This is a genomic window from Leuconostoc inhae, from assembly GCF_019656015.1.
GTDB classification, from domain to species: Bacteria; Bacillota; Bacilli; order Lactobacillales; family Lactobacillaceae; genus Leuconostoc; species Leuconostoc inhae_A.
The window spans coordinates 70,902-96,616 of the sequence record NZ_BPKW01000008.1 but is presented as its reverse complement, the minus strand read 5'-3'; the positions used below and the strand labels follow the sequence as shown (position 1 = coordinate 96,616).

Here is a 25,715-nt window from a genome sequence, read left to right as displayed (position 1 = left end):
CTTTAAATTACTGATTGACCAATACTGACTTAAAAAGATCTGGTCTAATTACTTACAGTATCTTACGCCTAACTAAATAGATTGTCAACAAAGTTGACAATCTATTCTGATTATTTTATTGTGATATGTTTAATATCATGGTTTTCATCAAACCTAACTAATGCATTTGCATACTGCTTACTAGGTAAAATATAGCGATCTAGATTGACTTGGTTTGTCTCGTCCCAAATTTTCATTACCAAATTTGAAAATTCACCAACTGGCATCTGTGCATACTGATACCGCCAAGATTTTGGGTCATTTTTTGATAATGCTGTCATCTCTAATGTTCGTGTTAAATACCATGCCTTAATATCTGCCAAATTCGCATCTAAGTATATTTTAAAGTCAGTTTGTTGCAATTGTAAGGCGACAACGCCTTCAATAATCAGAATTTCAGGTTTTTTAATGGTCTGTTTCTCTTTCGGATGAATATCCGCTAATTCTTGTGTGTAACAAGGTATCTGCACAGACGTCTCGCCAGACTTAAACCGTCTAATAACCTGCTCTAACTCTGCTAAATCATACGTTTGCGGAAAACCTTTTTGGTTAAAAAGGTTTTTATTCATCAACACGTTATTTGGCATTAAAAAATCATCTGTACTAATTACCGTCGCTTGTTGAGCCAATAAACTAGCTAATTTTTTTGCAAACGTACTTTTACCAACAGAGACTGGGCCTGCAATAGCAATAGTCATAAATTTATTTTGATATTTTTGATTAATTTTTTGAACCAACTCATCCATTATTGACCTCATATAAATCTTTAGGCACAGTATCTAGTAAAATAGAGCCACTATTTTCAGCCAATAATGTCAATGTATGCATAGCTCGGCTTGCCACCGTGTACAACAAGCGACGTTCCGAATCATTACCATAACGCGAGTTATCAGCATGCCAAATAATGACAGCATCAAACTCCAAACCTTTAGCCAAATAGGAAGGGACAATAATCATCCCCTTGGCTAATCGTTGATTTTCTGATTGAATGAGTGTCACTTTCTTATCGCCAAGTTCTGTAGCAAGTGCCTGTGCATCCGCGCGTGTTTTTGTAATGATTGCAGTTGTATCTTGATTTAACGCGTGTTGCTCTATCTGTAATCGTAGTTTTGATAACATCTCAGATTCATTTGATACAGTATAAAGTATGGGTTTTTGGCCGTCACGATTAAAGGCATCAATGTCTTGACCCCCACGCAAAATATATTTGGTGAAATCAGTGATTTGTTGTGTTGAGCGGTAAGTTTGTGTTAATTTAACGCTTTCAACCCGTTCATTATCAAATAGCGATGAAAAATCTACTTGTAGATTTGTGGCATTATCTTTTGTAAAAATAGCCTGATTTAAATCACCTAAAACAGTAAATTTAGCTCTAGGAAAGCTAAACTTTAAAAATGCTAATTGAAACGGTGTGTAATCTTGAATTTCGTCAATAAATAAGAAGCGGATATCACGTTCGCCACGTTTACCAGTAATTAAATCATATAAATAAAGATATAATGTTGTATCAGTCAAGGACAATTGTTTAGCACGTAATGATGCAATAACTGTTTCAACATGAGCAAACCAATCAGACTCAGCGATGTTAAATGATTTTAAATCCAAATAGTGATGTGCTTGTCTTAGAAAATCAATAAATTGTGCATTAATATTCAAAAAGTTAGCGCGACGTATCTGACGCGCCAATGGCCTTAATGATTGCGTAACAATTTGTCTAGACAAAAATTGACGTTCTGCTTTTTCACTTGCAAACTCACGTTCCTTAGGTCCTTCGCCAAGTTGTGCTTGCCGTGTACGTGCTGCAGCATCAGTTTCTTCATCATCCCCTATACGCACTTTCCCAGCGCCAACAAGCTCGTCATATTCTTGCTTTGATAGATTTTCAATTGCCAATTCAACCCAATCTTTACGTACCTCTAGACCCACTTGTGAGCTCAATATACGCATCAAAGTGTCGCGTGTCGCCTCTAGTCTTTGACCTAATTTGTAATTATCATTGTATTGATAATAAATTTCAGCAATTCGTTCTTTTGAGATTAATGGTTCACCATGAAACATGACACTGCGAATTTTCATATCTGAATGATTCAAGTGATCAGCATAAGCTGTAACAGCATCAAACATGGCCAAACTACCTTTCGCCAGATTAATCGTCGTATCCTTTTCATCATGCTCAAATCGCGCCTGCAAAGTTTCGACGTCAATTTTTGGTAATCGACGTGATGCGTATTGATAAAATGTCATTTGCACCATATTTTGTTCACCGAGTTCTGGCAAAACATTATCAATATAATCATTGAATAATTGATTTGGACTAAATAACACGACTTGTCCAGACGTTAATTTGCCACGATAACGGTAAAGTAAATAAGCAACGCGCTGTAACACAGCTGCCGTCTTACCAGATCCAGCAGCACCTTGAACAAATAGCAAATCTGCAGCGGTATTACGAATAATTTTATTTTGTTCTTTTTGAATCGTTGTGACAATTGATTTCATTTTGGTTGATGATTCACCAGATAGCGCATTCATCAACATTGCATCACCAATGGCTTCTTCTGTGTCAAACAATGTTACAATCACACCATCTTCGATTTGAAATTGACGTTTCAATGTCACATTGGCTTGTTGCGACCCATCGGGCGTCAAATAAGACACATTTCCAATGCCACCATCGTAGTAAATTGATGCAACAGGTGCACGCCAATCATAAACTAGAAAACGGTTATTGTCATCGCTGAATGACCCTAATCCGATGTAAATTGTTTCTTGTTCTGGGTTTTGGTTAGTCGATTCACTAAAATCAATGCGAGCAAAGTAAGGCTTATCAATTTGTTTTGTTAATGTGGCAAAACGACGTTCAGCACGTGTTTTGGAATTTTCACGTTCAGATAACATTTGCTGTTGCTGACGAATCGAAGCAGCCGTTTCCACAATACCAGAATAAGTATCGGTTTTTAAACGGACATCTCCCCAATTTCGCGCAACTGAGTCAATGCTTTTATTGGTTGATTTAATGCTGGATTTTGTCGTTTGCAATGATTTTTCCATCGCAGATAGTGTTTTATTGAGATATTGTGTTTCATCGGTTTTAATTTTATTGTCCAAAATGAGTCTCACTCTCTTCAAATTCAGTGCTTTAATTATACGCTTTTTGGTGGTAAAACACAAAAAATTGCCATCACAACTGCACATAAAAAGCCGCAACCGAAGTTGCGACTTGATATAGCTCGTGAGAGAATCGAACTCTCGATTCCGCCGTGAAAGGGCAGCGTCTTAGCCGCTTGACCAACGAGCCATGGTCAGTGATGTCTAATATCTATCAGACAACTATATTAGTATATCAAGAATTAATTTAATCGTCAACACCTTTTTGTATATTGTTGTTATATTTTGCTAAATACGACGTCAATCGATCACTATGGCCGCTTTTTTAATGTCATTAATTGTGTTGGATCAATTGGTTTAGCTGCTTTAATCATAACATGTTTGTAGTATTGCCAGGGTTGTTTAGGATTAAACTCAGAATCTGTCGTAATTGGTAAACCATTCCTAAAGCGTGTTAATAACCAATTTTCTAACGTTTTAGGCACAGCAAGTAATTCAAAATCTGATGGTGATAACGCATAACGAATGGCTGTTTCATCATTATTTTTAACTTTTGCTACCCAATTTGGTTCGACAATCAACTCACGTCCCAATGCAGCAAAAGTCCCCTCACCACCAACATCTAATAATGCTTCCACTTGCTCTGGCTTTTTGAGCAGTCCTGCTATGATTAACGGATAATCTGGTGGTAAAATTGCTCGGTAATAATCAATCACTTTTTTAGTGTCTGTTTTATCACGGAAAGGTGTTTGAAACGCATTATTTAATGACAAATGAAGATAATCAACAGATAGTGCCGTTAGTTTTTCAGCAAATGTAAGTGACTGATCAAGTGTGATGCCTGGTGTCATTGGCTCTTCAGGTGATTGACGATAACCTAACAAAAATGGTTTATCAGCATATTTTTCAATTGTCTGTGCCACTTTAGCCGTTATAGCTAAACCAAAACGTTGCCTTTTTTCAGCTGTGCCACCCCATATATCATCACGCCTATTACTATCTGACGAAAAAAATTGCTGCATGAGGTAAAGATTAGCACCATGTAATTCTACGCCATCAAATCCTGCCAAAATTGCTCGTTTTGTGGCTTGAGCAAAATCTGAAATTGTTTGAGAAATTTCACTGTGGGTCAAGGCACGTGGCATTTCATGATCACCATGTGGATAAGCCTGTGATGAAGCAGACACAGGTTGTTGTCCACGTAAAATAGTCGTTGTGGTTTGTCGACCGGCAGCAAAAATTTGCAGGATAGCTTTAGCGCCACCTGATTGTATTGTGCGGGCTAAACGCCTTAAACCGGGGATTTTATCATCATCAGCGGCCGAAATCCCCCCTTCCCAACCACGTCCAAGATCATTGACGTAAGCTGCTTCAGTGATAATCATCGCCGGCCCTTGAGCACGAAGACGATAATAGTTTAATTCATTATCACTCACGCTGCCATCTGACAAAGAAGCTTTCAGTGTGGTAGGCGCCATGATAACATGATTAGCTAACGTGATATCTTTACTTTTAAAAGTATATTTGTCTAAAAAATCATAATTAATTTGCATAGTTTTATTATACAAAAAAAACTGTTTTTAGGCGAGTTTACGTACAAGAAAATTAATGTTCTCAATTTAACCCTGATCAGAAAATGGTCGCTTTTCCGATTATTGCTAGTCCATTTATTTATTTTTTTATTGTCTCTAGAATACCAAATTTTTTATACACAACTAGTAAGACACTACCAAAAATACTGCCGACTACAACAAGAAAAATAAAAGAATTAATTCTGGTAGGGGATATGAATTGCGCTTCCCAACGACTAATGAGTGAAAAAACAACTAACAATAATAACGTACTTATATATATCACGTTTAATTTTTGCGTATCAAAATATGATAAAAGGTGGAATCGTCTAATAACATAAATACTCATCAATATTGTGATGACAGTCATTGAGATTAAGGTAGATAATAACGCACCAATCGTCCCAGTCAGATAAATCATGATTGGTTGAACGCCTATTTTAACAAGCATACCAATAGCAATTGCTCTCAAAGCAATGCGTGTCTTACTAAGTCCCTGTAATATCATAGCAAGGACTGTGGTCAATCCCATAAGCAAAGCTATAGGCGCTGAAATTTGAACCATTGGTATATATTGCTGCGGTTGCGCATAATTACCATAGAACAAAATATAAATGGGCTTAGCTAGCGTATACAGTGTGACACATGCTGGCAACGTGATTAAACAAAATAATAAGTAGGCCTGACTAACAAATTTTTTCAAAATCTGTGAATCAAAACGATGTTTAGTCACAAGTGGTAAAACAGTAGAAGCGATAGATACAGATAGCGAAACGATAATCATAATTAATTTATTAGTATTGAAATTAAATATACCAAATATTGTTTCAATATTCTCACTAGATAACTTGGCATAAAATGTTGCCATCAAAGGATGAAAACTAAATTGATCAATCCATTGATAGGCTGACAAGAATCCTCCGATAAGAACAAATGGCAATGCTTGAATAAGTATGTGCCACAAATTAATGTCTTGCTTGTCTTGATTAATCGATGCTTGAGTTATTGGTTGCGACCACTGCATGCTTTTACTAGTATGATAAATGCGAAAAAGCAAAAAAATAGTCGCTACCCATGCGCCTAAGGAGGCAGCAAAAGTTGAATGAACAACGACTGTCACCCAACTGCCATGTTGAATGTTTAAAATAAAATATGCAGAGGACAACATATAAGCTACTCGGACAAATTGTTCAATAATATCTGACTTAGCGATATCTGCCATTTTAAGTTCACCTTGCAATTGTCCGCGCAAGACTGAAAGAAAAGGAAAAATGAGCACTGCAAAGGATAATGACCGTAAAACAGGTGTAACATTATGATCCCCTACTGATAAAAATGGCGCTAAGAACCAAAGTAGTAGACTACATAACAAACCCGCAAATAAACTAATGACAGTCGCTTTACCAATAAATTTCTGTTTTTCATCTCCCTGCAATTGCGCTGTCAGTTTCGCAACAGCTGAGGGTAGTCCAGCTGTTGATAACATCAAGAAAAACTGATATAAGTTATACCCTTTCCCCATTAATGTGTTGGCTTGCAGTGACAATGTGCCTAACATTAGTGTCCATGGAATAACATACAGTGCACCCAGCACTCTGGAAGTAATGTTACCAAACGCAAGCCACGCTGTGCCATTGGTTAGCTGGTTTTTTGGTTGATTAGCTTGTTTCATAGCATACTGTACGCTTTATTCACCATAATTATGATTCCCCCAACTATTAAAAGTATTACTGACACCGATCAGTTAACATTTAGTCATATTTTAACATGAAAAAGAGTTAAGCCTGGAGAAATTTGTTAAAAATTAATTATTTTTCCAAAAAAAAAACGCCAAAGCGTTTTCTATAAATTATGCTAGTTAGCAATAACCTGCTAATTAATACCAACCAGTAGCTTGTGAGTGTGCCCAAGCATTTTCAGCAGTACCATAACGGGCGCTAATATAAGACTTCATTGCGTTCAATTGATCATTATAGTCAGTTGAGTTACCACCATACATTGCACGGGCTTGAGGTGATAATTGACCAATGCCATAATATTGACCGTTTGTAGCGTTAACATTACCACTTGATTCACGGGCAATCAAAGAATCTAACGCAGCAGATGACGAAACATTTGATGTTGCAGCTGCAGGTTGTGCTGCAGGCTGTTGTACTTGTGTTGTCACTGTTGTTGTAGATTGTTGTACTTGTGAAACAACTGTTGTTGCTGGTTGCTGTACTTGTGCTGATACTGATGTCTTTTCAGCGAAAGTTAAATGTTGACCAACTACGATAACATCAATGTTGCTAATGTTATTATTAGCTGCAATTTGTGCCACAGCGACATTAAATTCTTTAGAGATTTTATTCAACGTGTCGCCTGACTTAACGACATAATCTGCTGATGTGTTTTGTGATCCATCTGTTGTATCAGCGTTAACATTTGATGCACCGAATGCGAATGCACCAGCAACACCAGCGGCAATAGTTAATGACTTTGTAAAACTAAACATGTATTTTCTACCTCATAGATTGATTTAAGTTCTGTTGTCTTTCTGTATGTAGATAAGTTTATGCTTTGAATATAATAACGAAACATCGAGACGATGTCAGTTCTATTACGGTCTGTTATTTAATAAACATTTTTTATATATTTGTTTATAATTTAACTTGTAATTGCAATTTGGGCGAATTAGACAAGTGATTATTTGTCTTAAAAAAGGTTACTAACATATCTTGTATTGACTGATCTCCTGCTAAAATTGTTTTTGATTGTGCATATTCTTTATAATTTCCGCCACCCACTGCCCGATAATTGTTCATCGAAATCGTAAATTCATCTTTATCTTCTATATTAACATCATGGTACTGTAACTTTGTAACTCGTTGATTCACGGGACGCGTAATATCGAATTCATACGTAATTCCGAAAGCAAGATCGTAATTATAATGTTCCACTTTTGGTACTAACCACTCAGAATTAACAGCTAGTTGGCCATCTTTTAAGACAAAATATTGCGCAGTATGCTCTAAACTTAACCGTAAATCATGTCCACTGACACGTTTGGTTACCAATGTATTGTCAAATGGGTAATTCTGCAAAATATTTCGTAATGTTAAGTCCTTCGGTAAATTTGATGGATTGTTATTTAAACTCACTAAAGTTATATCTGATTGCGACGCTTGTAACTGTACACTAGCAATCCAAGCTAAAATTTGATTCCCATATTGTGCTAAATATAACGGCCTTTGTGCTGGAATGCTGTTATCTAGTTGTGCGATAGGTTGGTCTAACCAAGTTTCTACTTGGGCCTGTAAGGGTTTCAATGCAGCTACGATATTGTCTTGGCTAACGACACCGGCTGGCTTTGTCTCAGCATTTATTTGCCACTGATCATTGATCTTAATACCATCAACCTCGGCATACATCTTTGCCTGATTCGGCATTTGTAAAGTTAAGACATCATTAATAACACGTGGTGATACGTTACCATGTTGATGTCCAGTTAATAAGACGTCTAAATCAAGTTCCTTCGTCAATTGCCACGCAATATTTTCTGTCGTATCACTCACAACTTTACCCGTAGCCAGATCTCGTTCATATCCGCCATGGTAAACACCAATCATAACATCCACTTCTTGACGTAATTTGGCTATTGTCTGTGCGGCCTTAATGAGCGGTGATTCAATCATTATTCCTGTCAAATGTTCTGGCTTTTCCCAAACATTTATATAGTCTGTCACCAATCCTATTAACCCTACTTTAGTCCCATTTTCTAATACTTTAACTTGAGCAGGATATATCGTGTTGCCACCCATATCAACGACATTTTCGGCAATGACTGTTGCATCTAATTGCGCCAAATGTTTTTGTAAGCTATCATAACCAAAATTAAAATCATGATTTCCAAGTGTAACGTAATCATATTTTGCCAAATTCATAGCAACGGTAACAGCATCTATATCATCGTTTTTTTGTAAGTACTGTATCATTGGTGATCCTTGATACATATCACCACCATCAATAATAATTGTATTACCATCTTTCTTATAGTTAGCTGCCACATTACTCAATCCAAGTGGTTGCTTCCCATTATTTATATAATCTGTTGCCAATAAATAACCATGTACATCAGACGTATAGTAAATTTTAAACTGTTTCATATTTTTCTCCAAAAAAAGAACGACAATAGTCGTCCATTCCTATATACTGTTAGCCATGTAAAATCTTTTGACGCAACTTATCTGATAAAATTTCAACAATAAAAACTAGCAAAAACAAACCAATGAGTATCGCACCAACTTGATGCCAATGATAGGCACTTAGAGCAAAGATCATTGGTGCCCCAATACCACCAGCACCAACCAGTCCCAAAATGGTTGCTTCACGTAAGTTCATATCAAAACGATAAACTAAAATCGATATGAAATCTGATCCTAATTGCGGTAAAATACCATATCTTATTTTTTGAAATAGTGTTGATCCAAAAGCATCTAAAGATTCTAGAATGCCTGTATCCAAATCCTCAATTGTTTCAATAAACAATTTTGAAATCATGCCAATGGATACAATGGCTAACGTCATCACCCCAGCAAAAGGCCCAGGACCAGTTACTCTGATAAACATTAAGCCATATACCAATGAAGGCACTGTACGAATTGCCATAATGATAAAACGTGTCACTAATACAACTGGTCGCGGCACAATATTTGTAGCTGATATAAATGACAGAGGAACCGCAATAACTGCACCAACCAACGTTCCTAAAAATGCAATGGCAATTGTTTGCAATATCAAGTACGCAACACCGCTATCACCAAGGCCAAACAATAAACTTGTGTCAGGTGTAAAAATACCAGTTAAAATATTCCAACCAATTTCAAAACCTTTAGACGTCATATTAGCTCCGCCTAATGCCGGTGAAGAGGCTACTAAAAGTATCAAAAGTATCGCACCAGTAATGCTATACTGCACGCGACGACTAGGCTCTTTACTGAGAACTGCTTCTAATTTTTTATTCATATTGTTCTCCCCCTAACTCAAATGCTTTCGTAATTGTTGACTGACTGTTTCAATAATGACGACAGCAACAAAGATTGATAGCAAAATCATACCGACACTTTGAAATTCCCGCCAACCAATTTTTTCATTCAAAATCATACCAATACCACCAGCACCAACATATCCAAGAATGGCTGCATAACGCACATTTCCTTCGAATGCAAATAACGCTGTTGATAAATAAGTTGGTAAAATTTGTGGGAAAACAGTTGTCACAAATGCACGTGGCGCGTTAGCTCCAGTTGCCGTCAAGGCTTCATAGGCCCCCATGTCAACAGTTTCAATATATTCAAATAATTGCTTGCCAACAAATGAAAAACTAAATAAGAAAATAGCTACTGTACCAGCAAATGTACCTAATCCAAAGATATAGGTTGCAATCAGCGCAGATACTAGTGTTGGTATTGTACGGACAACTGTTAGTATAAAACGCACAACAAGGTTTATGCCACGGTTATTTGTAATATTGCTGGCAGCTAACACAGCAAATGGCAATGCTAGTAACGAACCAAAAAAAGAACCGAAAAATGACATTTGAATTGTCATTAATAAAGGACGCCATACTTGAAGGAAGTAAGATAATTTAGGTGGAAACATACTGCCAAAAATGTGCCAAAAACCAGCAATATTAGTCACTAGCATTGTTAAGCTAAATCCAGTTACCCACACAGACACAGCAATACCAATCAGCAAAAACAAAATAATTAGCGGTGTACGTGTGAATTTTTGTGATACTGTTTTGCCATTGGTCAATGTAAATTGCTCAGCATCAAATAATTTATCATACAACTTCATTTATCAGCTCCATCTTTACTATAAATCAAATCTAACATATCTTTTGTAATGCCTGCAACTGGACCATCGTAAACAATTTTGCCAGAACGAATGCCAATAATACGTTTAGAGTATTCTAAAGCCAAATCCACATGATGAATATTGATCAATACTGTTTGACCTAATTCTTCATTAATACGTCTAAAATCATCCATGACTTCATGTGCTGTAACTGGATCTAAAGCTGCAACTGGTTCATCCGCCAATAATACACTGGGATTTTGTGCTAACGTTCTAGCTAATGATACGCGTTGTTGCTGTCCACCAGACAATTGATCTGTACGAACAAAAGCTTTGTCTAACATAGATACCCGATCTAATGCCTCTAACGCCTTAATCTTATCTTCTTTGGAAAACAATCCAAACATAACTCGAATAAAAGGCATGTCTGGTACCAACGAGCTTAAGACATTTTTAATCACTGAAATACGTGGTACTAAATTATAAGACTGAAAAATCATGCCTACTTTACGACGATATTGGCGTAAACTTTTACCTTTTAATCCAGAAATTTCTACGCCATCGACTGTTAATTGACCCTCAGTGATATCATTTAAACGATTGATTGTACGAATAAACGTTGACTTACCAGCACCAGACATACCAATAATGCCAATAAATTCACCATCTTGTATTTCTAAATTAATATCTTGTAATCCCTTTACACCGTTGGGATATGTTTTTGAAACATGTTCAAATTTAATCATCATTGCCATCCTAAATTTTTATGTAGTTACGCCTTAATGGCTTTAACGCAAGAAAAGCGGCGCTGTTTTGCGCTGCTTTTCTGACATTTTGAAATTTGTGAGTTTAATAAAATGTTGATCATATATCAAAAGCGATAGCACGATCATTGCATTACTTTTGTGAATCTTTTAGTACCTTTTGTGCTGTACGTTCCCCATCATAGTTAGATGATTTTGCGGGTACGTAACCTTCATGGGAATAGATAGCAATAACTTTCTTTCCTTCTTTAGTCTTTGCCAAATTGATAAATGCCTTAGACAATGCTTTTTCAAGTTCTGGTGTCATTGTCTTTGACTTTTTTGATACTGAAATTGTGTCGTTATAAATTTCTTGTGACACACCAATAACATTTGTTTCTGCCCAAATAGATTTTGATTGTTTATAATCTGTTGTCCATGCACCGGCAAAATCACGACGGGCATCAGCATACGCTGGCATAATATCGATTTGCCCTGATGCTAAACGAGCCATTCCAGAACCATATGAATCGACAGTCACTGTGCTCTTTAAATCTGCAACTGTTTTCTTATAATTTTTATTTAACCATAGTGATGGATAAATATAACCAGCAGATGAAGTAGTTGATGACAAGCCCCACTTAGCTGAGTTAAGATCTTCCCAAGTTAACTTCTCACCTGAATTGATTTTTTTCGCTAATGCCTGACCCTTTGCTGAAGGACCAGCAATGAGTAATGATCGGTACTTTGATGATTGTGTTGTGGTTAATTCTGTCGCCTTACCATTGTTCCACTTAGCTGCGTCAGAAAAATCCTTGTTTAGACCAGCACGCGTAGCTGTTAACAAAGGTTTGACACTATCTTGATACATAACATAAGTACCACCGGGAATGAAACCTATATCAGCAGTCCCTGACGAAAGCGCTTCACCAGCGGCTTCATAACTTGTACCAACTTTGATATCAACATTTTTGACATCATAGCCCTCTTTTTTCAATTCTTTCGTTAACAGCCCTTTCATAGGCTTTGTCATTGTAACGATTTGATCAGGTTGCTTTGATGGTACAAAGTAAATTTTTAAATCTTTGATAGATTTATCAGAAGATGACTGTGATCCAGTATGTGTGAATCCAAAGTATGCTGCAATTGCAATGACAACAACAACAATGATTCCTACAAGTGTTTTCGTGTTCTTACTCATGGTATTTTCTCTCCTGTGTGCCTGGTGGCAGATCATCTGTCAAAAATGCGACAACTTAACTATATTAAAACCGAGTCAACATATAATCTCTTTACTGTAAAGATATTATATATTTTCCCCGATTACTAATATAACAGAAAAACAGCCTCTTAAACCTTTTAGATAGTTAGGATAATCTCATTTAATTATGAAACGTCCGGCACATGACGAACGTTACACTAAAATATAACCATTTTTACGAACGTTTGGTTTTTACGCTGTTTTTCGCCACGTCATTATTTCATGTGACACACAAAAAAGCCGAATGTTTCCACTCGGCTTTCAATATTAAAACAAATACAGTATCTAATTATTTACCTTGTCTAATTGCAGCAACGTGGATACGGTTTACCGCACGCATCAAAGCAACTCGAGCACGTAATAATTCTGCATCATTATTGTCATTTTGTGCATGTGCAATTCGTGTTTCAGCACGTTCTTTTGCATTTTCAGCACGTGTGAGATCAATATTACCAGATGTTTCAGCACTATCTGCGACAACAGTCAACAGATCGTTAGAAAATTCGGCAATCCCACCATTAACAGCTAACGTTTCCGTTTGACCGTTATTTTTAACCAGCAGTTCATTGATTGTCAAAGCAGCCAATAACGGAACATGCTTGCGCATAATACCAATTTGTCCACCTTGTGTATTCACAATTGCCAATTCAATGTTGCTCTCATTATAAATTTCACCAACAGGTGTTACAATTTGCACTGTGATACCCGTGGATGTTACAGTAGCTGTTTCATCTGCCATTTTTCAATACCCCCTTATTGGGCCATTGTTTTGGCTTTTTCAACAACTTGTTCAATGGCACCAACATTACGGAATGCATCTTCAGGCAAATCATCATATTTACCATCTAAAATATCCCTAAACGAACGCACAGTTTCAGCAACTGGTACATATTCACCATTAATACCTGTAAATGTTTCAGCAACAGAGAATGGTTGTGATAAGAAGAATTGAATACGACGTGCACGATTAACAGTCGTTTTCTCCTCATCTGACAATTCATCCATGCCCAAGATTGAAATAATATCCTGTAATTCACGGTAACGTTGTAGTGTCCGTTGTACTTCTGTTGCAATTTCATAATGTTCTTGACCAACAATTTGAGGATCAAGCGCAGAAGAAGTTGAAGCCAAAGGATCAACAGCTGGATAAATACCTTGTTGCGTTAATGAACGCTCCAAGTTAGTTGTCGCATCTAAATGTGCAAATGTTGTTGCAGGTGCAGGATCAGTATAATCATCAGCAGGGACATATACAGCTTGGATTGATGTAACTGACCCTTTTTTGGTTGACGTAATACGTTCTTGCAATTGACCCATTTCTGTTGCCAAAGTTGGTTGGTAACCAACTGCAGAAGGAATACGGCCAAGCAAAGCTGAAACTTCAGATCCAGCTTGCGTGAAACGGAAAATGTTATCGATAAATAACAACACATCCTTACCTTCGTCATCACGGAAGTTTTCAGCCATCGTCAAGCCAGTCAAAGCAACACGCATACGTGCACCTGGTGGCTCATTCATTTGACCATAAACCATGGCAGTTTGCTTCAATACACCTGATTCTGCCATTTCATGGTACATATCATTTCCTTCACGAGTACGTTCTCCGACACCCGTAAAGACAGAAATACCATTGTGACCCTGTGCAATGTTGTGAATCAATTCTTGAATTAGAACTGTTTTACCAACACCAGCACCACCGAACAAACCAATTTTTCCACCACGAACATATGGTGCGAGTAAATCAATCACTTTGATACCCGTTTCCAAAATTTCCGTAGAGTTGGCTAATTCATCATATTTAGGTGCTTCACGGTGAATAGAATGTCGTGGGGTTTCGGCAGAAAGATCACCGTTATTATCCACTGGTTCTCCCAACACGTTGAAAACGCGACCTAAAGTAGCCTCTCCAACCGGCACTGTAATTGCATCGCCAGTATCAGTTACTGACATACCACGTTGGAGTCCATCCGTTGAATCCATGGCAATTGTACGGACGATCCCGTCACCCAATGCCAATGAAACTTCAACTGTCAATGTTTGGCCTTCGCCCTTATCGATCTTAAGCGCATTATTGATATCAGGCACTTGTTGGCCTGCTTCAAACGCAACATCGACGACCGGACCAATCACTTGTACGACTTTTCCAGTACTCATTGTCGTTTTCCTTTCAGTTTAAGAGCGAGATAACGCATGCTTTGTTGTTGCACGTTATCTCTCACATTTCTGCTCGAAAGCAGTTAATTTAATAGTAGTCATATGTCCTTTTCATAAACATGTTCACACTGACAAGTGCCCGTATGAACAGGCTGTTTACTCCAATGCAGCCATACCACCTGTAATTTCTGTAATTTCTGTCGTAATCGCTGCTTGACGTGCACGGTTGAACTGCAATTCCAAACGACCAATAAGATCTTTGGCATTGTCTGTAGCACCCTTCATCGCTGTCGATGAGGCTGCATGTTCAGCTGTTTTCGCATCAAGCACTGCTTCATACACTAGACTTTGTGCAAATTGCGGTAATACAACATTTAAAACAGCTGTTGTATCCGGTTCAATTTCATACGCACTTTGAATGTTCAATTCTGCTTTTTCAGCTTCTGTACCACCCATGGCATTCAAGGTATCACCAGTTAATGGCAAGAGTTGCACATCACGATATTCACTAGTCAAACGATTTACAAAATGATTATACACGACATGAAGTGCATCAAACACTTCAGTCTCATACAAGCTCGTTACCGTTTTTACAACTGAACGAATTTCGTTAAATGATGGTACATCTGAAACACCGCGGTGTTCTAATATGACTTCAAAGCCACGTTTCTTATAGAAATCAGCCCCGTTACCACCAACAGCAAGAATTGTGGTGTTGGTAGTATCCAAATTCAATCGTGCCATCAAAGCATTTGTTTGCTTGATGACATTGGCGTTATACGAACCAACTAATCCACGATCTGATGTCACAACTAAGATGCCAGTTTTTTCAATGGTACGTTGTGCAATCAAAGGAATATGCTTAGCATCCGCATTATCAAAAAGATGAGCAGATACAAGATGTTCCACAATCGCTTCCAAACGAGCAGCATAGGCTTGATAGCCCTTACTGTAGCGTTGAATTTGACTTAATTTAGCCGTTGAGACCATTTGCATGGCACTCGTAATTTGACGCGTCTTTTTAGTGGATGAAATACGACGCTGAATATCTTGCAAAGAAGCCATTGCAGCGTCCTCCTATTATTCCGCTGTTGAACCAGCAAATCCAGCCTTAAAGGCTTCGATTGCTGAATTCATTGCAGCTTCTTCAGGCAAATTCTTTGTCTCAAGAATTGTCTTGAACAAGTCATTAGCATTGGCATCAACGTAAGCAATTAATTCGTCTTGGAAACGTTGAATGTCAGCAATAGCAACATCGTCAATATAACCACGTGTCAGAGCGTATAATACGATAACTTGTTGTTGTACTGGCATTGGTTGATGTAAGGGTTGTTTCAAAATCTCAACTGTACGACGACCACGGGCTAACTTAGCTTGCGTAGCAGCGTCCAAATCTGAACCGAATTGCGCGAAACTTTCTAATTCACGGAATGAAGCTAGATCCAAACGTAATGTACCAGCAACTTTTTTCATTGCCTTAATTTGCGCATCACCACCAACACGTGAAACAGAAGTTCCAGCATCAATGGCAGGACGAACACCAGCATAGAATTGATCTGCATCCAAGAACACTTGTCCATCAGTAATGGAAATAACGTTTGTGGGAATATATGCTGACACATCCCCAGCTTGTGTTTCAATAAATGGTAATGCAGTCATTGATCCGCCACCAAGTTCGTCAGACAACTTAGCCGCACGTTCTAACAAACGTGAATGCAAGTAGAAGACATCACCTGGGTAAGCTTCACGTCCGGGCGGACGACGAAGAATTAATGACAACTCACGATATGCTGTGGCTTGTTTTGACAAATCATCATACACAATCAAAACGTGTTTGCCATTATACATAAATTCTTCACCCATGGCTGCGCCGACATAAGGTGCTAAATACAACATTGGTGCTGGTTCTGAAGGACCCGCATTAACAACAATTGTATAATCCATTGCGCCAAGTTGACGTAACGTCTCAACCTGTGTACGAACAGTTGAGTCTTTTTGACCAATAGCAACATAGATAACAATCATGTCTTGATCTTTTTGATTCAAAATTGTATCGATGGCCAAAGATGTTTTACCTGTCTTACGGTCTCCAATAATCAATTCACGTTGCCCACGTCCAATTGGAACGAGGGCATCGATTGCTTTAATACCTGTCTGCAACGGTTCAAAAACCGATTTACGTTGCATAACACCAGGTGCTTTAACTTCGACAGGACGTGTCTTGTCTGTTTTGATTTCACCCAATCCATCGATTGGTTGACCCAAAGAGTTGACAACGCGTCCAATTAATTGTTCGCCAACCGGCACTTCCATGATGCGGCCGGTACGTTTAACTGTATCACCTTCGCGAATATCATCAAAACCACCAAGAATGATGATTCCGACTTCGCTAGAGTCGAGGTTTTGGGCCATACCGAATGTGCCATTGGCAAATTCGAGCAATTCACCAGCCATAGCATTTGCTAGACCATTTGCACGAGCCACACCATCACCAATATAGGTAACAGTTCCCACTTCTTCTACAGTTAGCGTCGTGTCGAACTTTTCGAGCTGTTGCTTAATTAAAGCAGAAATTTCTTCAGCTTGAATAGCCATTATTCTTCCTCACTAACCTAATAATTGTGCCTTCATTTTGGCAATTTTTGTTTGTAAGCTACCATCAATTAAAGTTGACTGTGATTTTAAAATCACGCCACCAAGTATGCTTTCATCCACAACATTTTTTAAATTCACGTGTTTTGCACCTGTTTTTGATGCAAAAACCGCTGCTAATTTATCCAAACGTGTTTCGTCTAGCGCAACAGCTGTGGTTGCCGTAACATCCACAATACCATTGGCTTCATTATAGTAATCACTAAACGCATCAACCACCTGCGATAAAATGTTCAAACGATTATTATAGACAAGCAACTTAACCAAATTTTGAATTGGTTCCGATGTGCCATTTGTTAATGTTTGTACCAAATTATCACGTGAAGCAGTATCAACATCATTAGACGTTACAACCCTAATAAAATTAGGATTCTCGTTTAAAACAGTTTTTATAACGTTCAAACTTGTCCTAGTTTCTTCTATACTGTTTTGTTCGCTAGACAATTCAAAAATTGCTTTGGCGTATTGGTCAGCTATATCTTTAAGATTTTTTGCCATCCCAATACTCCTTATTTAGTTTCTAAATCTGAAATGTAAGCATCAATCAATGCTTGTTGATCATTTAACGATAGTTCTTTTTGCATAAGTTTTGAAGCAATTGCTACTGATAGCGCTGCAACATCATTCTTTGCGTTAGAAATCGCGTCTTCCTTGAGCTTTTCAGCATCAGTTTGTGCTTGCTTATTAATTAAAGTAGCACGGTCAGAAGCAGTAGAAATTAATGAATCACTCTGCTTTTGTGCACTGGCTTTTGCCTCAGCAACAACTTGTGTTGCTTGTTGACGTGTATCTGCCAATTCACTTTGCCGTTGTACTGCTAACTTTTCAGCATCTTGACGTGCCAATTCAGCGCCATCAATATCAGCAGAAATTTTATCAGCACGTTCGTCAAGAACCTTTGTCAATGGCCCGTAAGCCACCTTCTTCAAAATGAGCATCAACAAGAGGAATGAAATGATAACAAACAACATATTACCCAATGGCAATTTATTTGCTGCTAAGGTTGTTAAACCAAACATGATTTTCCTCCACTATATACTTGTGATTACTTGCCCATCAACATGAAGGCGAAGACAATTGACAAAATTGGCATAACTTCGACCAATGCGACACCCAAGAACATGCGTGACAACAATCGGCTTTCCAGTTCAGGTTGACGGCTCATACCTGCCAAGAATTGTGAAATCAAAACACCGTTTCCAACACCACCACCAATAGCGGCTCCAGCGGCCGCAAGGCCCGCTGCGATTACACCAAGATTGTGCAAATCCATGAGATTACTCCTTATTGTACAGCGTTTGGCAGTCTATGACTCAACATTAGGACACAAACTGTGGGTTTCAAACTGAGTAAAATCAGTGAAAAAGCTACCATTTGTTTCCAAATAATTAAGCCTCGCCAAACGCGATTCCATTTTAATTGGATGAAACGCTCCCGCGTAATTAGCAAACCAACTCGTGTCATAACTTGATTATTGCTAGTCAAATTGTGGCACAAATCTCATTTGCTTGGATACTCTTTAATCGTTCCCTGACAATTGTGAAATAAATACACCTGTCAAAATAACAAACACGTAGGCTTGTATTCCGCCGATAAAAAGTGAAAATCCTTGCCAGAGCATTTCAATCGGTAATGACAACACACTCCAAAACCCGTTTAAGTGTCCCGGCCATGCTAAGCTAGTTGACACGAGTGTCAACACCATCTCACCAGCGAAAATGTTACTAAACAAACGTAATGATAACGTCAAGAAATTAGCTAATTGTTCGATGATGTTTAACGGTAACATCCAAGCATAAGGTGTGAATAACATGTTTTTAAGGTATCCCTTAAAGCCAAGTTCTTTTACACCAATACTGTGGGCTATCGTCAAAGACATAATTGCTAACGTCATTGTTACAATAGGACTTGCTGTTGGTGATTTAATATAAGTCACCCCATCAGTCCACTGCAATTGAAGTAATAATCCCATTTCGTTTGATACAACGATGAAGAAAAACAGCGTAAATGCATACAAACCAAATTGGCGTGCCTGCTGCTTCTTCAATTGCCCACCAATAATACCGTTGGTAAAGTCAAGTAAGTATTCAATCACATTTTGTCGCTTACCTGGTCGTACTGTAGGTCTTCGTGTGAGCAGAATCGATACAATCACAACGATTGCCATAGCCAGCAACGTTGAAAGTATCGTACCCCAGTCAAATGTAAGGCCTAGAAACTCAAACGGTGCCGTAGGTTCATCCATGCGCCTTCTCCTTTCTCAATAAATTTGGCGAAATGGTCGTAAACGGCTATTCGTCATAACGTATAAACCTATAATACGCCTTTGAAAATGAAATACAACTATTTTATGGCACTTTTTCACAAAGAAATAAGACATTCTCACTCAGAGCATTGGTATGCTAGTTTGTAACGGTTAATTATTAAAATCTGCTTTGCTTTTAATTATTTATATCCTGTTAAAATTCTTAATAAATTCAGGTGAAACCTTGATTTTTTTAGAACTTAACGCAACATTTCCGTACCTATTTCAATGCTTATTAAGCGCCTTTTTTTATCGTCTTCATGCAGAACAAGTTTATAAGATAGCGGTCAATATCCATTAGACTTGTGATAAAACAAACAAAAATCCGACAACAATATCGGATTTTTTGGGTGTTTTATTTATTTTTCACTAGCTGCTACTTTTGGTAAAATAAGATTCAAAATAATGCCTAATAATGTGGCAATAGCCACACCGGAAAAATTAACTTGTGTCCCAAGTTGTAAATGAAAATCACCAATACCAACAACCAAAATCGGTGCTGCAATCATTAAATTACGTTTCTGACTATAGTCAACTTTGTTATCAACAATAACTTGCAAGCCAGCTGCTGCAATAACACCATAAAGCATAAACCCAACACCACCAGTGACAGCACCTGGAATAGTTGAAATTAACGCTGATAATTTACCTATAAAGCTAAAGACTACTGCAAAAAATGCCGCACCACCAATAACCCAAACAGAATAAACACGGCTAAGTTGCATGACCCCGATGTTTTCACCATACGACGTGACCGCTGGTCCACCAACTAATCCTGCAACAACAGAGGCCGCACCATCTCCAGTCAAAGTGCGTTTTAAACCAGGATTAACAAAGAAATCATGTCCTGTGATTTTTGATAATACCATTAAATGCCCTAAATGCTCCGACAAAGTGACTAATGCTAGCGGGGCCATACTTAAAATAGCGGCTGGATAAAATTTAAAGCCATCCTTGCCAATAAATGTTTCATAGTCAGGTAATTGGAACCAGTGTGCTGCAGCAATTGGTGATAAATCAACTAAACCAAATAACAGCGCCAGGATATAACCAAAAATAATACCTAATAGAATGGGTAACAAGCCCAAAAATCCTTTCAAAAGCATGTTAAAAGCGATCGTTGCTAATAATGTCATCAGCGCAACCACAAAAATTTTCCAATCATATTTACCATTGACTGTGGTTGCTGAACTGGCTGCTGAACCAGCTAAACTCAAGCCAATAACCATAATGATTGGACCAACAACTTCTGCTGGAAAAATAGCATCAATCCATGCCGTCCCAGTAAACGTGATAATAAAAGCCACAATCAGATAAACCAACCCAACGGAAATAATACCCTGCGCCACTGCTGGATAACCGATTGTTTTCATGAGTGAGGCCATTGGAATGATAAAAGCAAAACTAGATCCCATGTAGGCTGGCACTTTACCTCGTGTAATTAACAAGTGTAGTAATGTTCCCACACCCGAAGTAAACAATGCCACCCCCGGATTTAAACCAACCAATAGTGGCACTAAAACCGTTGCGCCAAACATCGAGAAAAGATGTTGCAATGATAAACCAAGCCATGTAAAAAATGGTGGTTTGTCATGCAAATCATAAATTGCATTATTCTGTTTCGTTGTCATACCTTTATTGTACACGTCTATCTTCTCGTGTACGTCCTCCTAAAATAGTCAAAATATGATGCAAACTGACAAAGTTTCAAACATTTTAATTATAAACTAAAAACCCAACATAGTGTTTTACTATGTCAGGTCCTCAGTTTATTTAATTATGAGTTGCGCTGCAAACGCATCGTTGTTGCTGAAATATCTACAACAGATTATCGTCTTGCTTCTCGCCGATTCACCACAACTACACCATCGTTATCCGGCGTCCAGACAGCTTTTTGTCTGCGTTTAATTGTATTATTTGTAGTTGGTGAACCCTTGTAACTCTAGTTAATCACTCAAATCATTTGTCAATGTTATTCCTAAAGGAATTTATTATTTATTAACCGTCGTCTACAAGATAATAGTCCATGAAGTTTCAATTTCTGTCAAATTGTTTTGCGTCATTCATGGCCTCCTCTTTATTTGTTAAGTTTATTATAGCATATATTGTAAGCGCTTACAATATATTTAAATAAAAAATAGCTTTTACGCTATTTTGATCAAATAAACTGCGTCCTATTATGAAACAGTTTTTACATCTTTTCTTCTAGTACAACATCTGGATACTTGTCATGGAACCAATTCATAGCGAATCTATTTTCAAACAAGAACACCGGTTGATCGTAACGATCCTTTACTAGTAAGTTACGGCTAGAGGCCATTTTTTCATCTAGTTGCTCCGGTGAAATCCAACGCGCTACTTTTGAACCGATCTGTTCAAATTGAATTTCAACATTATATTCATTTTCCATACGGAATTGGAAAACTTCAAATTGCAATTGCCCCACAGCGCCAATAATATACTCACTGCCTTGCCATGACTTATACAGTTGAATTGTGCCTTCTTGTACCAACTGTTCAATTCCTTTGTGATATGATTTTTGCTTCATAACATCTTTAGCAATCACACGATTAAATAATTCGGGTGTAAATGTTGGTAAATCCGGAAATTGTACCGCTTTTTTACCAGCGTAAATTGTATCCCCAATTTGAAAATTACCGGTATCATAAACACCAATAATATCACCGGGCACTGCCGTTTGAACATTCTCACGTTCTTCGGCCATAAATTGTGTCACATTAGATAATTTTAATTTTTTATTGTTTCTTCTTAGTATGACATCCATTCCCCGATTAAACTCACCAGAAACAATGCGGACAAACGCAATGCGATCTCGATGACGTGGATCCATATTTGCCTGAATTTTAAATACAAAACCAGTAAATTGTGGCTGATCTGGTGTCACTATTTCACCGTCATTTGTTTTAATAGCAGCAGGTGCTGGCGCATAGGTTAAATATTCACGCAAAAATTCTGTCACACCAAAATTAACCAACGCGGATCCAAAAAATACAGGTGTTAACTTGCCATGCGCAATTGCTTCTTGGTCAAAGGCATTACCAGCATCACGTAGAAGTTCAACTTCATCCATTGTTTCTTCAACAATCTCTGGATGTGCAGTTGCTTTCTTAAATGGTACCATCGTTTGCTTTTGTAAATCGTATATACCTTGTAATATTTGGCCTGAGCCGACGGGCCAGTTCATTGGATACGCTTGAATTCCCAAAATCGTTTCTAGCTCATCAAGTAAATCTAATGCAGGTCTGGCATCACGATCAATTTTGTTAAAAAATGTGAAAACGGGTATACCACGTTGTGCAACAATTTCAAATAATTTTTTAGTTTGTGGTTCAATACCTTTAGCAGCGTCAACAACCATGACAACTGAATCAACAGCCATCAGTGTCCGATAAGTATCTTCTGAAAAATCTTCATGTCCCGGAGTATCTAAGATGTTAATACGTTTACCATCGTAATCAAACTGTAAAACAGAAGAAGTCACTGAAATACCACGTTGCTGTTCTATCGCCATCCAATCAGATGAAGCTAATTTATGTGAGCCACGGCCCTTAACTGTTCCAGCTTCACGAATAACACCACCATGTAGTAATAATTGCTCTGTTAACGTTGTTTTACCAGCATCGGGATGCGAAATAATAGCAAAAGTTCGGCGATTTTTTAATTGTTCTTGAAAGTTTTCCATAATGTTTAGTTTACCTGATATAGCAGTGTTTCACAACAAAAAAATGAATCATTTTGTGACACGAACTGATAACACATCACGACCAGCAATATCTTGCACCTTACGATAGTTATCTGGATAATGTTCATGTATGATTGCTAAATCATCTACACCTACCGAAATTGTTTCCGTTAGTATCACCCATGTGACACCTTCACCGAGGGGCGGTGTTGTCAAAGAACCTACATAACTATAATATGAATGACTTTTAGGTAACCAATTAGCCAATATTTTGGCATCTATTGTATCTGCAAATACATCTTTAATATGCGTGTCAATGGGTTGGTTTGATACGTCGCCAAACACAGCCAAAACCAAAATGCGATTTTCACGTCGGTAGACAAAATGAATTTCAACATCATGACGTATGCCGTCAACAGTATGTTCGGCACCATCATGAAAATGAAAGCGTTCTAATGACCACTTTTCTCTGGCAATAATTAATTCACCAGAAACTAAAAATTGCTCGCCTACAATACGATCATCATATTGTGTTCGCCCATTAAAAGTGAGTGCCAAATCGGAAGCCATAACAGTTTGTGTCTGTTTGCTATTAATGGCAATAGGGGACTGCCATACCGTATCGTCTGCTTCACGCCAAGCCTCTTGTTGACTATAATCTAAGTGCTTCATATTACCCTCGCAAAACATTTATTTTATATTGTATCAAATTTAGACCCGAACATTAAGAAATCTCATAAAACACGTCCACTTATACATCATTATCCTGTATAATAAAAATAAGATTGAGAAAGAAAAGTGACTATAATGCAACTTGTAACTGCTTCTGAAATGCAACAAATTGATACTTATACTGTAGAAACGATTGGTATGCCGCAAGATGTACTCATTGAACGAGCAGCTTTGTCAGTACTTGACGTCATTGGTGCGGGACATTTTAATTTAGATCATATTTTGGTGTTGGCTGGACTTGGCAATAATGGCGCAGATGGCGTTGCCATCACAAGACTTTTATATGCACAAGGCTTCAATGTTTCTCTGCAATTTGTGGGTAATGTCTCTCGTGCCAAAGAAAGTGTTCAACGTCAACTGGCTATCATTGAAAAATATGGTCTTGTTCGCGCTGAAAAAAGTGACTTCAACGAAGCTACCCTCATCATTGATGCTATTTTTGGAACAGGATTGAATAATTTACTACCTGAAGGCCTGCAAAAAATGATTAAAGCTGCCAATCACATCGAGAAAACAGTCATTGCTATTGATACGCCAACTGGTATTGATGCAACAACTGGCGAAGTTCGTGGGGCCGCCTTAAAAGCACATACAACTGTCACATTTGGCTATAATAAAATTGGCTTAACGCAACGTGTTGGTGGTTATTTATCAGGTAATGTGATTGTCAAAGATATTGGTTTACTAACACCAACCGATTTCAATTTTTCGTTACCAGAAAAATAACACGTATCATGCCATTAGACAAAAATATCGTATCGTTTAGATTAATAGTCTAAACGATACGATATTTTTATATTCATGGTTAAATGGCGATAACATGTTATTCAATGATCATCGCTTTTTCATATTCAAAACCATTATGTGCTATTGTAGCTGCACTAATACGGCTCAAAAACTCCTTTAGTCGTGGTGACTTAGGATGGTCAAAGAATTCAATCGGATTATTTTGTTCAACAATTAATCCCTTGTCCATAAATATCACTTTATCGGCGACATCTTTAGCAAAGGCCATTTCGTGCGTCACGACAATCATTGTTTTACCCTCATCAGCCAATTGCTTAATGACTTGTAAAACATCTGCTACAAGTTCTGGATCTAGTGCACTTGTTGGTTCATCTAATAAAATAATTTCAGGGTTCAACGCTGCTGCTCGGGCTATACCAACACGTTGTGCTTGGCCACCAGATAACTGACTCGGGTAGTGATTTTGAAAGTCTAATAACCCAACCTTCTTCAAGGCTTCCAGCGCTGTTTGTTTTGCTTGCACTTTAGGTATATGACGTCCAATAACTAAGCCTTCTTCAACATTTTCGAGAGCTGTTTTGTTGGCAAACAAATTAAAGTTTTGAAAAACAAAACCCATTTTTTGACGTAGTTGTTTAATTTCTTCTGAAGTCGCTGTTTGAATATCAATTTTTTGATCATCAAATTCAATATGCCCCGAGTCACCTGGTGTTAAGAAAGCAAGACCCCGTAAAAAAGTTGTTTTACCAGATCCTGATGGTCCTAGTAACGCCACAACATCCCCTTTATCAACCTTAATATCAATGCCTTTTAACACCTCATGTTGTTGATATTTTTTTCTAAAATTTTTAACTTTTAACAT

The 25,715-nt window shown here is 37.8% G+C and carries 23 protein-coding genes and 1 tRNA gene; 1 reads left to right on the top strand and 23 read right to left on the bottom strand.

Annotated features, from left to right (window positions below):
* Nucleotides 1–110 precede the first annotated feature (110 nt).
* The 22 genes from K5Q14_RS06330 to K5Q14_RS06225 form a co-directional block, all read right to left on the bottom strand.
* Complete coding sequence (locus tag K5Q14_RS06330; RefSeq protein WP_220734985.1) at nt 111–785, bottom strand: nucleoside/nucleotide kinase family protein; 675 nt, start codon at nt 783–785, stop codon at nt 111–113.
* The gene (gene helD / locus K5Q14_RS06325) at nt 778–3,147 is read right to left on the bottom strand and encodes an RNA polymerase recycling motor HelD (protein ID WP_220734984.1); all 2,370 of its coding nucleotides are present in this window, start codon (nt 3,145–3,147) and stop codon (nt 778–780) included. Before helD ends, K5Q14_RS06330 begins: the two co-directional genes overlap by 8 nt.
* Before the next feature lie 118 nt (nt 3,148–3,265).
* A tRNA-Glu gene (locus tag K5Q14_RS06320) sits at nt 3,266–3,337 on the bottom strand.
* 121 nt (nt 3,338–3,458) lie between these two features.
* On the bottom strand, nt 3,459–4,700 hold the full coding sequence (locus K5Q14_RS06315) for an NADH-dependent flavin oxidoreductase (protein ID WP_220734983.1): 1,242 nt from the start codon (nt 4,698–4,700) through the stop codon (nt 3,459–3,461).
* Nucleotides 4,701–4,818: 118 nt separating this feature from the next.
* Nucleotides 4,819–6,390, bottom strand: a complete 1,572-nt coding sequence (locus tag K5Q14_RS06310; RefSeq protein ID WP_220734982.1) for a polysaccharide biosynthesis protein — start codon at nt 6,388–6,390, stop codon at nt 4,819–4,821.
* A gap of 204 nt (nt 6,391–6,594) precedes the next feature.
* Nucleotides 6,595–7,212 (bottom strand): LysM peptidoglycan-binding domain-containing protein, encoded by a 618-nt coding sequence (locus tag K5Q14_RS06305; protein WP_220734981.1) that lies wholly within the window; start codon nt 7,210–7,212, stop codon nt 6,595–6,597.
* A gap of 145 nt (nt 7,213–7,357) precedes the next feature.
* Nucleotides 7,358–8,863 carry a bifunctional metallophosphatase/5'-nucleotidase gene (locus tag K5Q14_RS06300; protein ID WP_220734980.1) on the bottom strand — a complete coding sequence of 502 codons (1,506 nt, stop codon included), beginning with the start codon at nt 8,861–8,863 and terminating at the stop codon, nt 7,358–7,360.
* Between the two features lie 49 nt (nt 8,864–8,912).
* Nucleotides 8,913–9,722 carry a phosphonate ABC transporter, permease protein PhnE gene (gene phnE, locus K5Q14_RS06295; protein ID WP_220734979.1) on the bottom strand — a complete coding sequence of 270 codons (810 nt, stop codon included), beginning with the start codon at nt 9,720–9,722 and terminating at the stop codon, nt 8,913–8,915.
* 12 nt (nt 9,723–9,734) lie between these two features.
* On the bottom strand, nt 9,735–10,556 hold the full coding sequence (gene phnE / locus K5Q14_RS06290; protein WP_220734978.1) for a phosphonate ABC transporter, permease protein PhnE: 822 nt from the start codon (nt 10,554–10,556) through the stop codon (nt 9,735–9,737).
* Entirely contained in the window at nt 10,553–11,302 is a 750-nt protein-coding gene (gene phnC / locus K5Q14_RS06285) for a phosphonate ABC transporter ATP-binding protein (protein WP_220734997.1), read from the bottom strand. The genes phnE (K5Q14_RS06290) and phnC overlap by 4 nt, the downstream gene beginning before the upstream one ends.
* Before the next feature lie 151 nt (nt 11,303–11,453).
* A complete protein-coding gene (locus K5Q14_RS06280; protein WP_220734977.1) occupies nt 11,454–12,500 on the bottom strand; it encodes a phosphate/phosphite/phosphonate ABC transporter substrate-binding protein in 1,047 nt (348 codons plus the stop codon).
* 349 nt (nt 12,501–12,849) lie between these two features.
* Nucleotides 12,850–13,299: a F0F1 ATP synthase subunit epsilon gene (locus tag K5Q14_RS06275; protein WP_220734976.1), complete on the bottom strand. Its 450-nt coding sequence runs from the start codon at nt 13,297–13,299 to the stop codon at nt 12,850–12,852.
* Nucleotides 13,300–13,313: 14 nt separating this feature from the next.
* Nucleotides 13,314–14,714 carry a F0F1 ATP synthase subunit beta gene (atpD, locus tag K5Q14_RS06270; RefSeq protein WP_220734975.1) on the bottom strand — a complete coding sequence of 467 codons (1,401 nt, stop codon included), beginning with the start codon at nt 14,712–14,714 and terminating at the stop codon, nt 13,314–13,316.
* A gap of 156 nt (nt 14,715–14,870) precedes the next feature.
* Nucleotides 14,871–15,779 carry a F0F1 ATP synthase subunit gamma gene (locus K5Q14_RS06265; protein ID WP_220734974.1) on the bottom strand — a complete coding sequence of 303 codons (909 nt, stop codon included), beginning with the start codon at nt 15,777–15,779 and terminating at the stop codon, nt 14,871–14,873.
* Between the two features lie 15 nt (nt 15,780–15,794).
* A complete protein-coding gene (gene atpA, locus K5Q14_RS06260; protein WP_220734973.1) occupies nt 15,795–17,309 on the bottom strand; it encodes a F0F1 ATP synthase subunit alpha in 1,515 nt (504 codons plus the stop codon).
* Between the two features lie 12 nt (nt 17,310–17,321).
* Complete coding sequence (gene atpH / locus K5Q14_RS06255) at nt 17,322–17,864, bottom strand: ATP synthase F1 subunit delta (RefSeq protein WP_220734972.1); 543 nt, start codon at nt 17,862–17,864, stop codon at nt 17,322–17,324.
* 11 nt (nt 17,865–17,875) lie between these two features.
* On the bottom strand, nt 17,876–18,385 hold the full coding sequence (atpF, locus tag K5Q14_RS06250; RefSeq protein ID WP_220734971.1) for a F0F1 ATP synthase subunit B: 510 nt from the start codon (nt 18,383–18,385) through the stop codon (nt 17,876–17,878).
* A gap of 26 nt (nt 18,386–18,411) precedes the next feature.
* Complete coding sequence (atpE, locus tag K5Q14_RS06245) at nt 18,412–18,639, bottom strand: F0F1 ATP synthase subunit C (RefSeq protein ID WP_010016495.1); 228 nt, start codon at nt 18,637–18,639, stop codon at nt 18,412–18,414.
* A gap of 246 nt (nt 18,640–18,885) precedes the next feature.
* A complete protein-coding gene (atpB, locus tag K5Q14_RS06240; protein ID WP_220734970.1) occupies nt 18,886–19,611 on the bottom strand; it encodes a F0F1 ATP synthase subunit A in 726 nt (241 codons plus the stop codon).
* 419 nt (nt 19,612–20,030) lie between these two features.
* Nucleotides 20,031–21,302: a solute carrier family 23 protein gene (locus K5Q14_RS06235; RefSeq protein ID WP_220734969.1), complete on the bottom strand. Its 1,272-nt coding sequence runs from the start codon at nt 21,300–21,302 to the stop codon at nt 20,031–20,033.
* A gap of 560 nt (nt 21,303–21,862) precedes the next feature.
* Nucleotides 21,863–23,374 (bottom strand): peptide chain release factor 3, encoded by a 1,512-nt coding sequence (locus K5Q14_RS06230; protein ID WP_220734968.1) that lies wholly within the window; start codon nt 23,372–23,374, stop codon nt 21,863–21,865.
* A gap of 48 nt (nt 23,375–23,422) precedes the next feature.
* A complete protein-coding gene (locus K5Q14_RS06225; protein ID WP_220734967.1) occupies nt 23,423–24,046 on the bottom strand; it encodes a carbonic anhydrase family protein in 624 nt (207 codons plus the stop codon).
* 135 nt (nt 24,047–24,181) lie between these two features.
* Between K5Q14_RS06225 and K5Q14_RS06220 the strand changes: the two genes are divergently transcribed.
* Entirely contained in the window at nt 24,182–24,832 is a 651-nt protein-coding gene (locus K5Q14_RS06220; RefSeq protein ID WP_220734966.1) for an NAD(P)H-hydrate epimerase, read from the top strand.
* Between the two features lie 97 nt (nt 24,833–24,929).
* On the opposite strand, the gene K5Q14_RS06215 is transcribed toward K5Q14_RS06220, so the two are convergent.
* A complete protein-coding gene (locus K5Q14_RS06215) occupies nt 24,930–25,715 on the bottom strand; it encodes an amino acid ABC transporter ATP-binding protein (RefSeq protein WP_220734965.1) in 786 nt (261 codons plus the stop codon).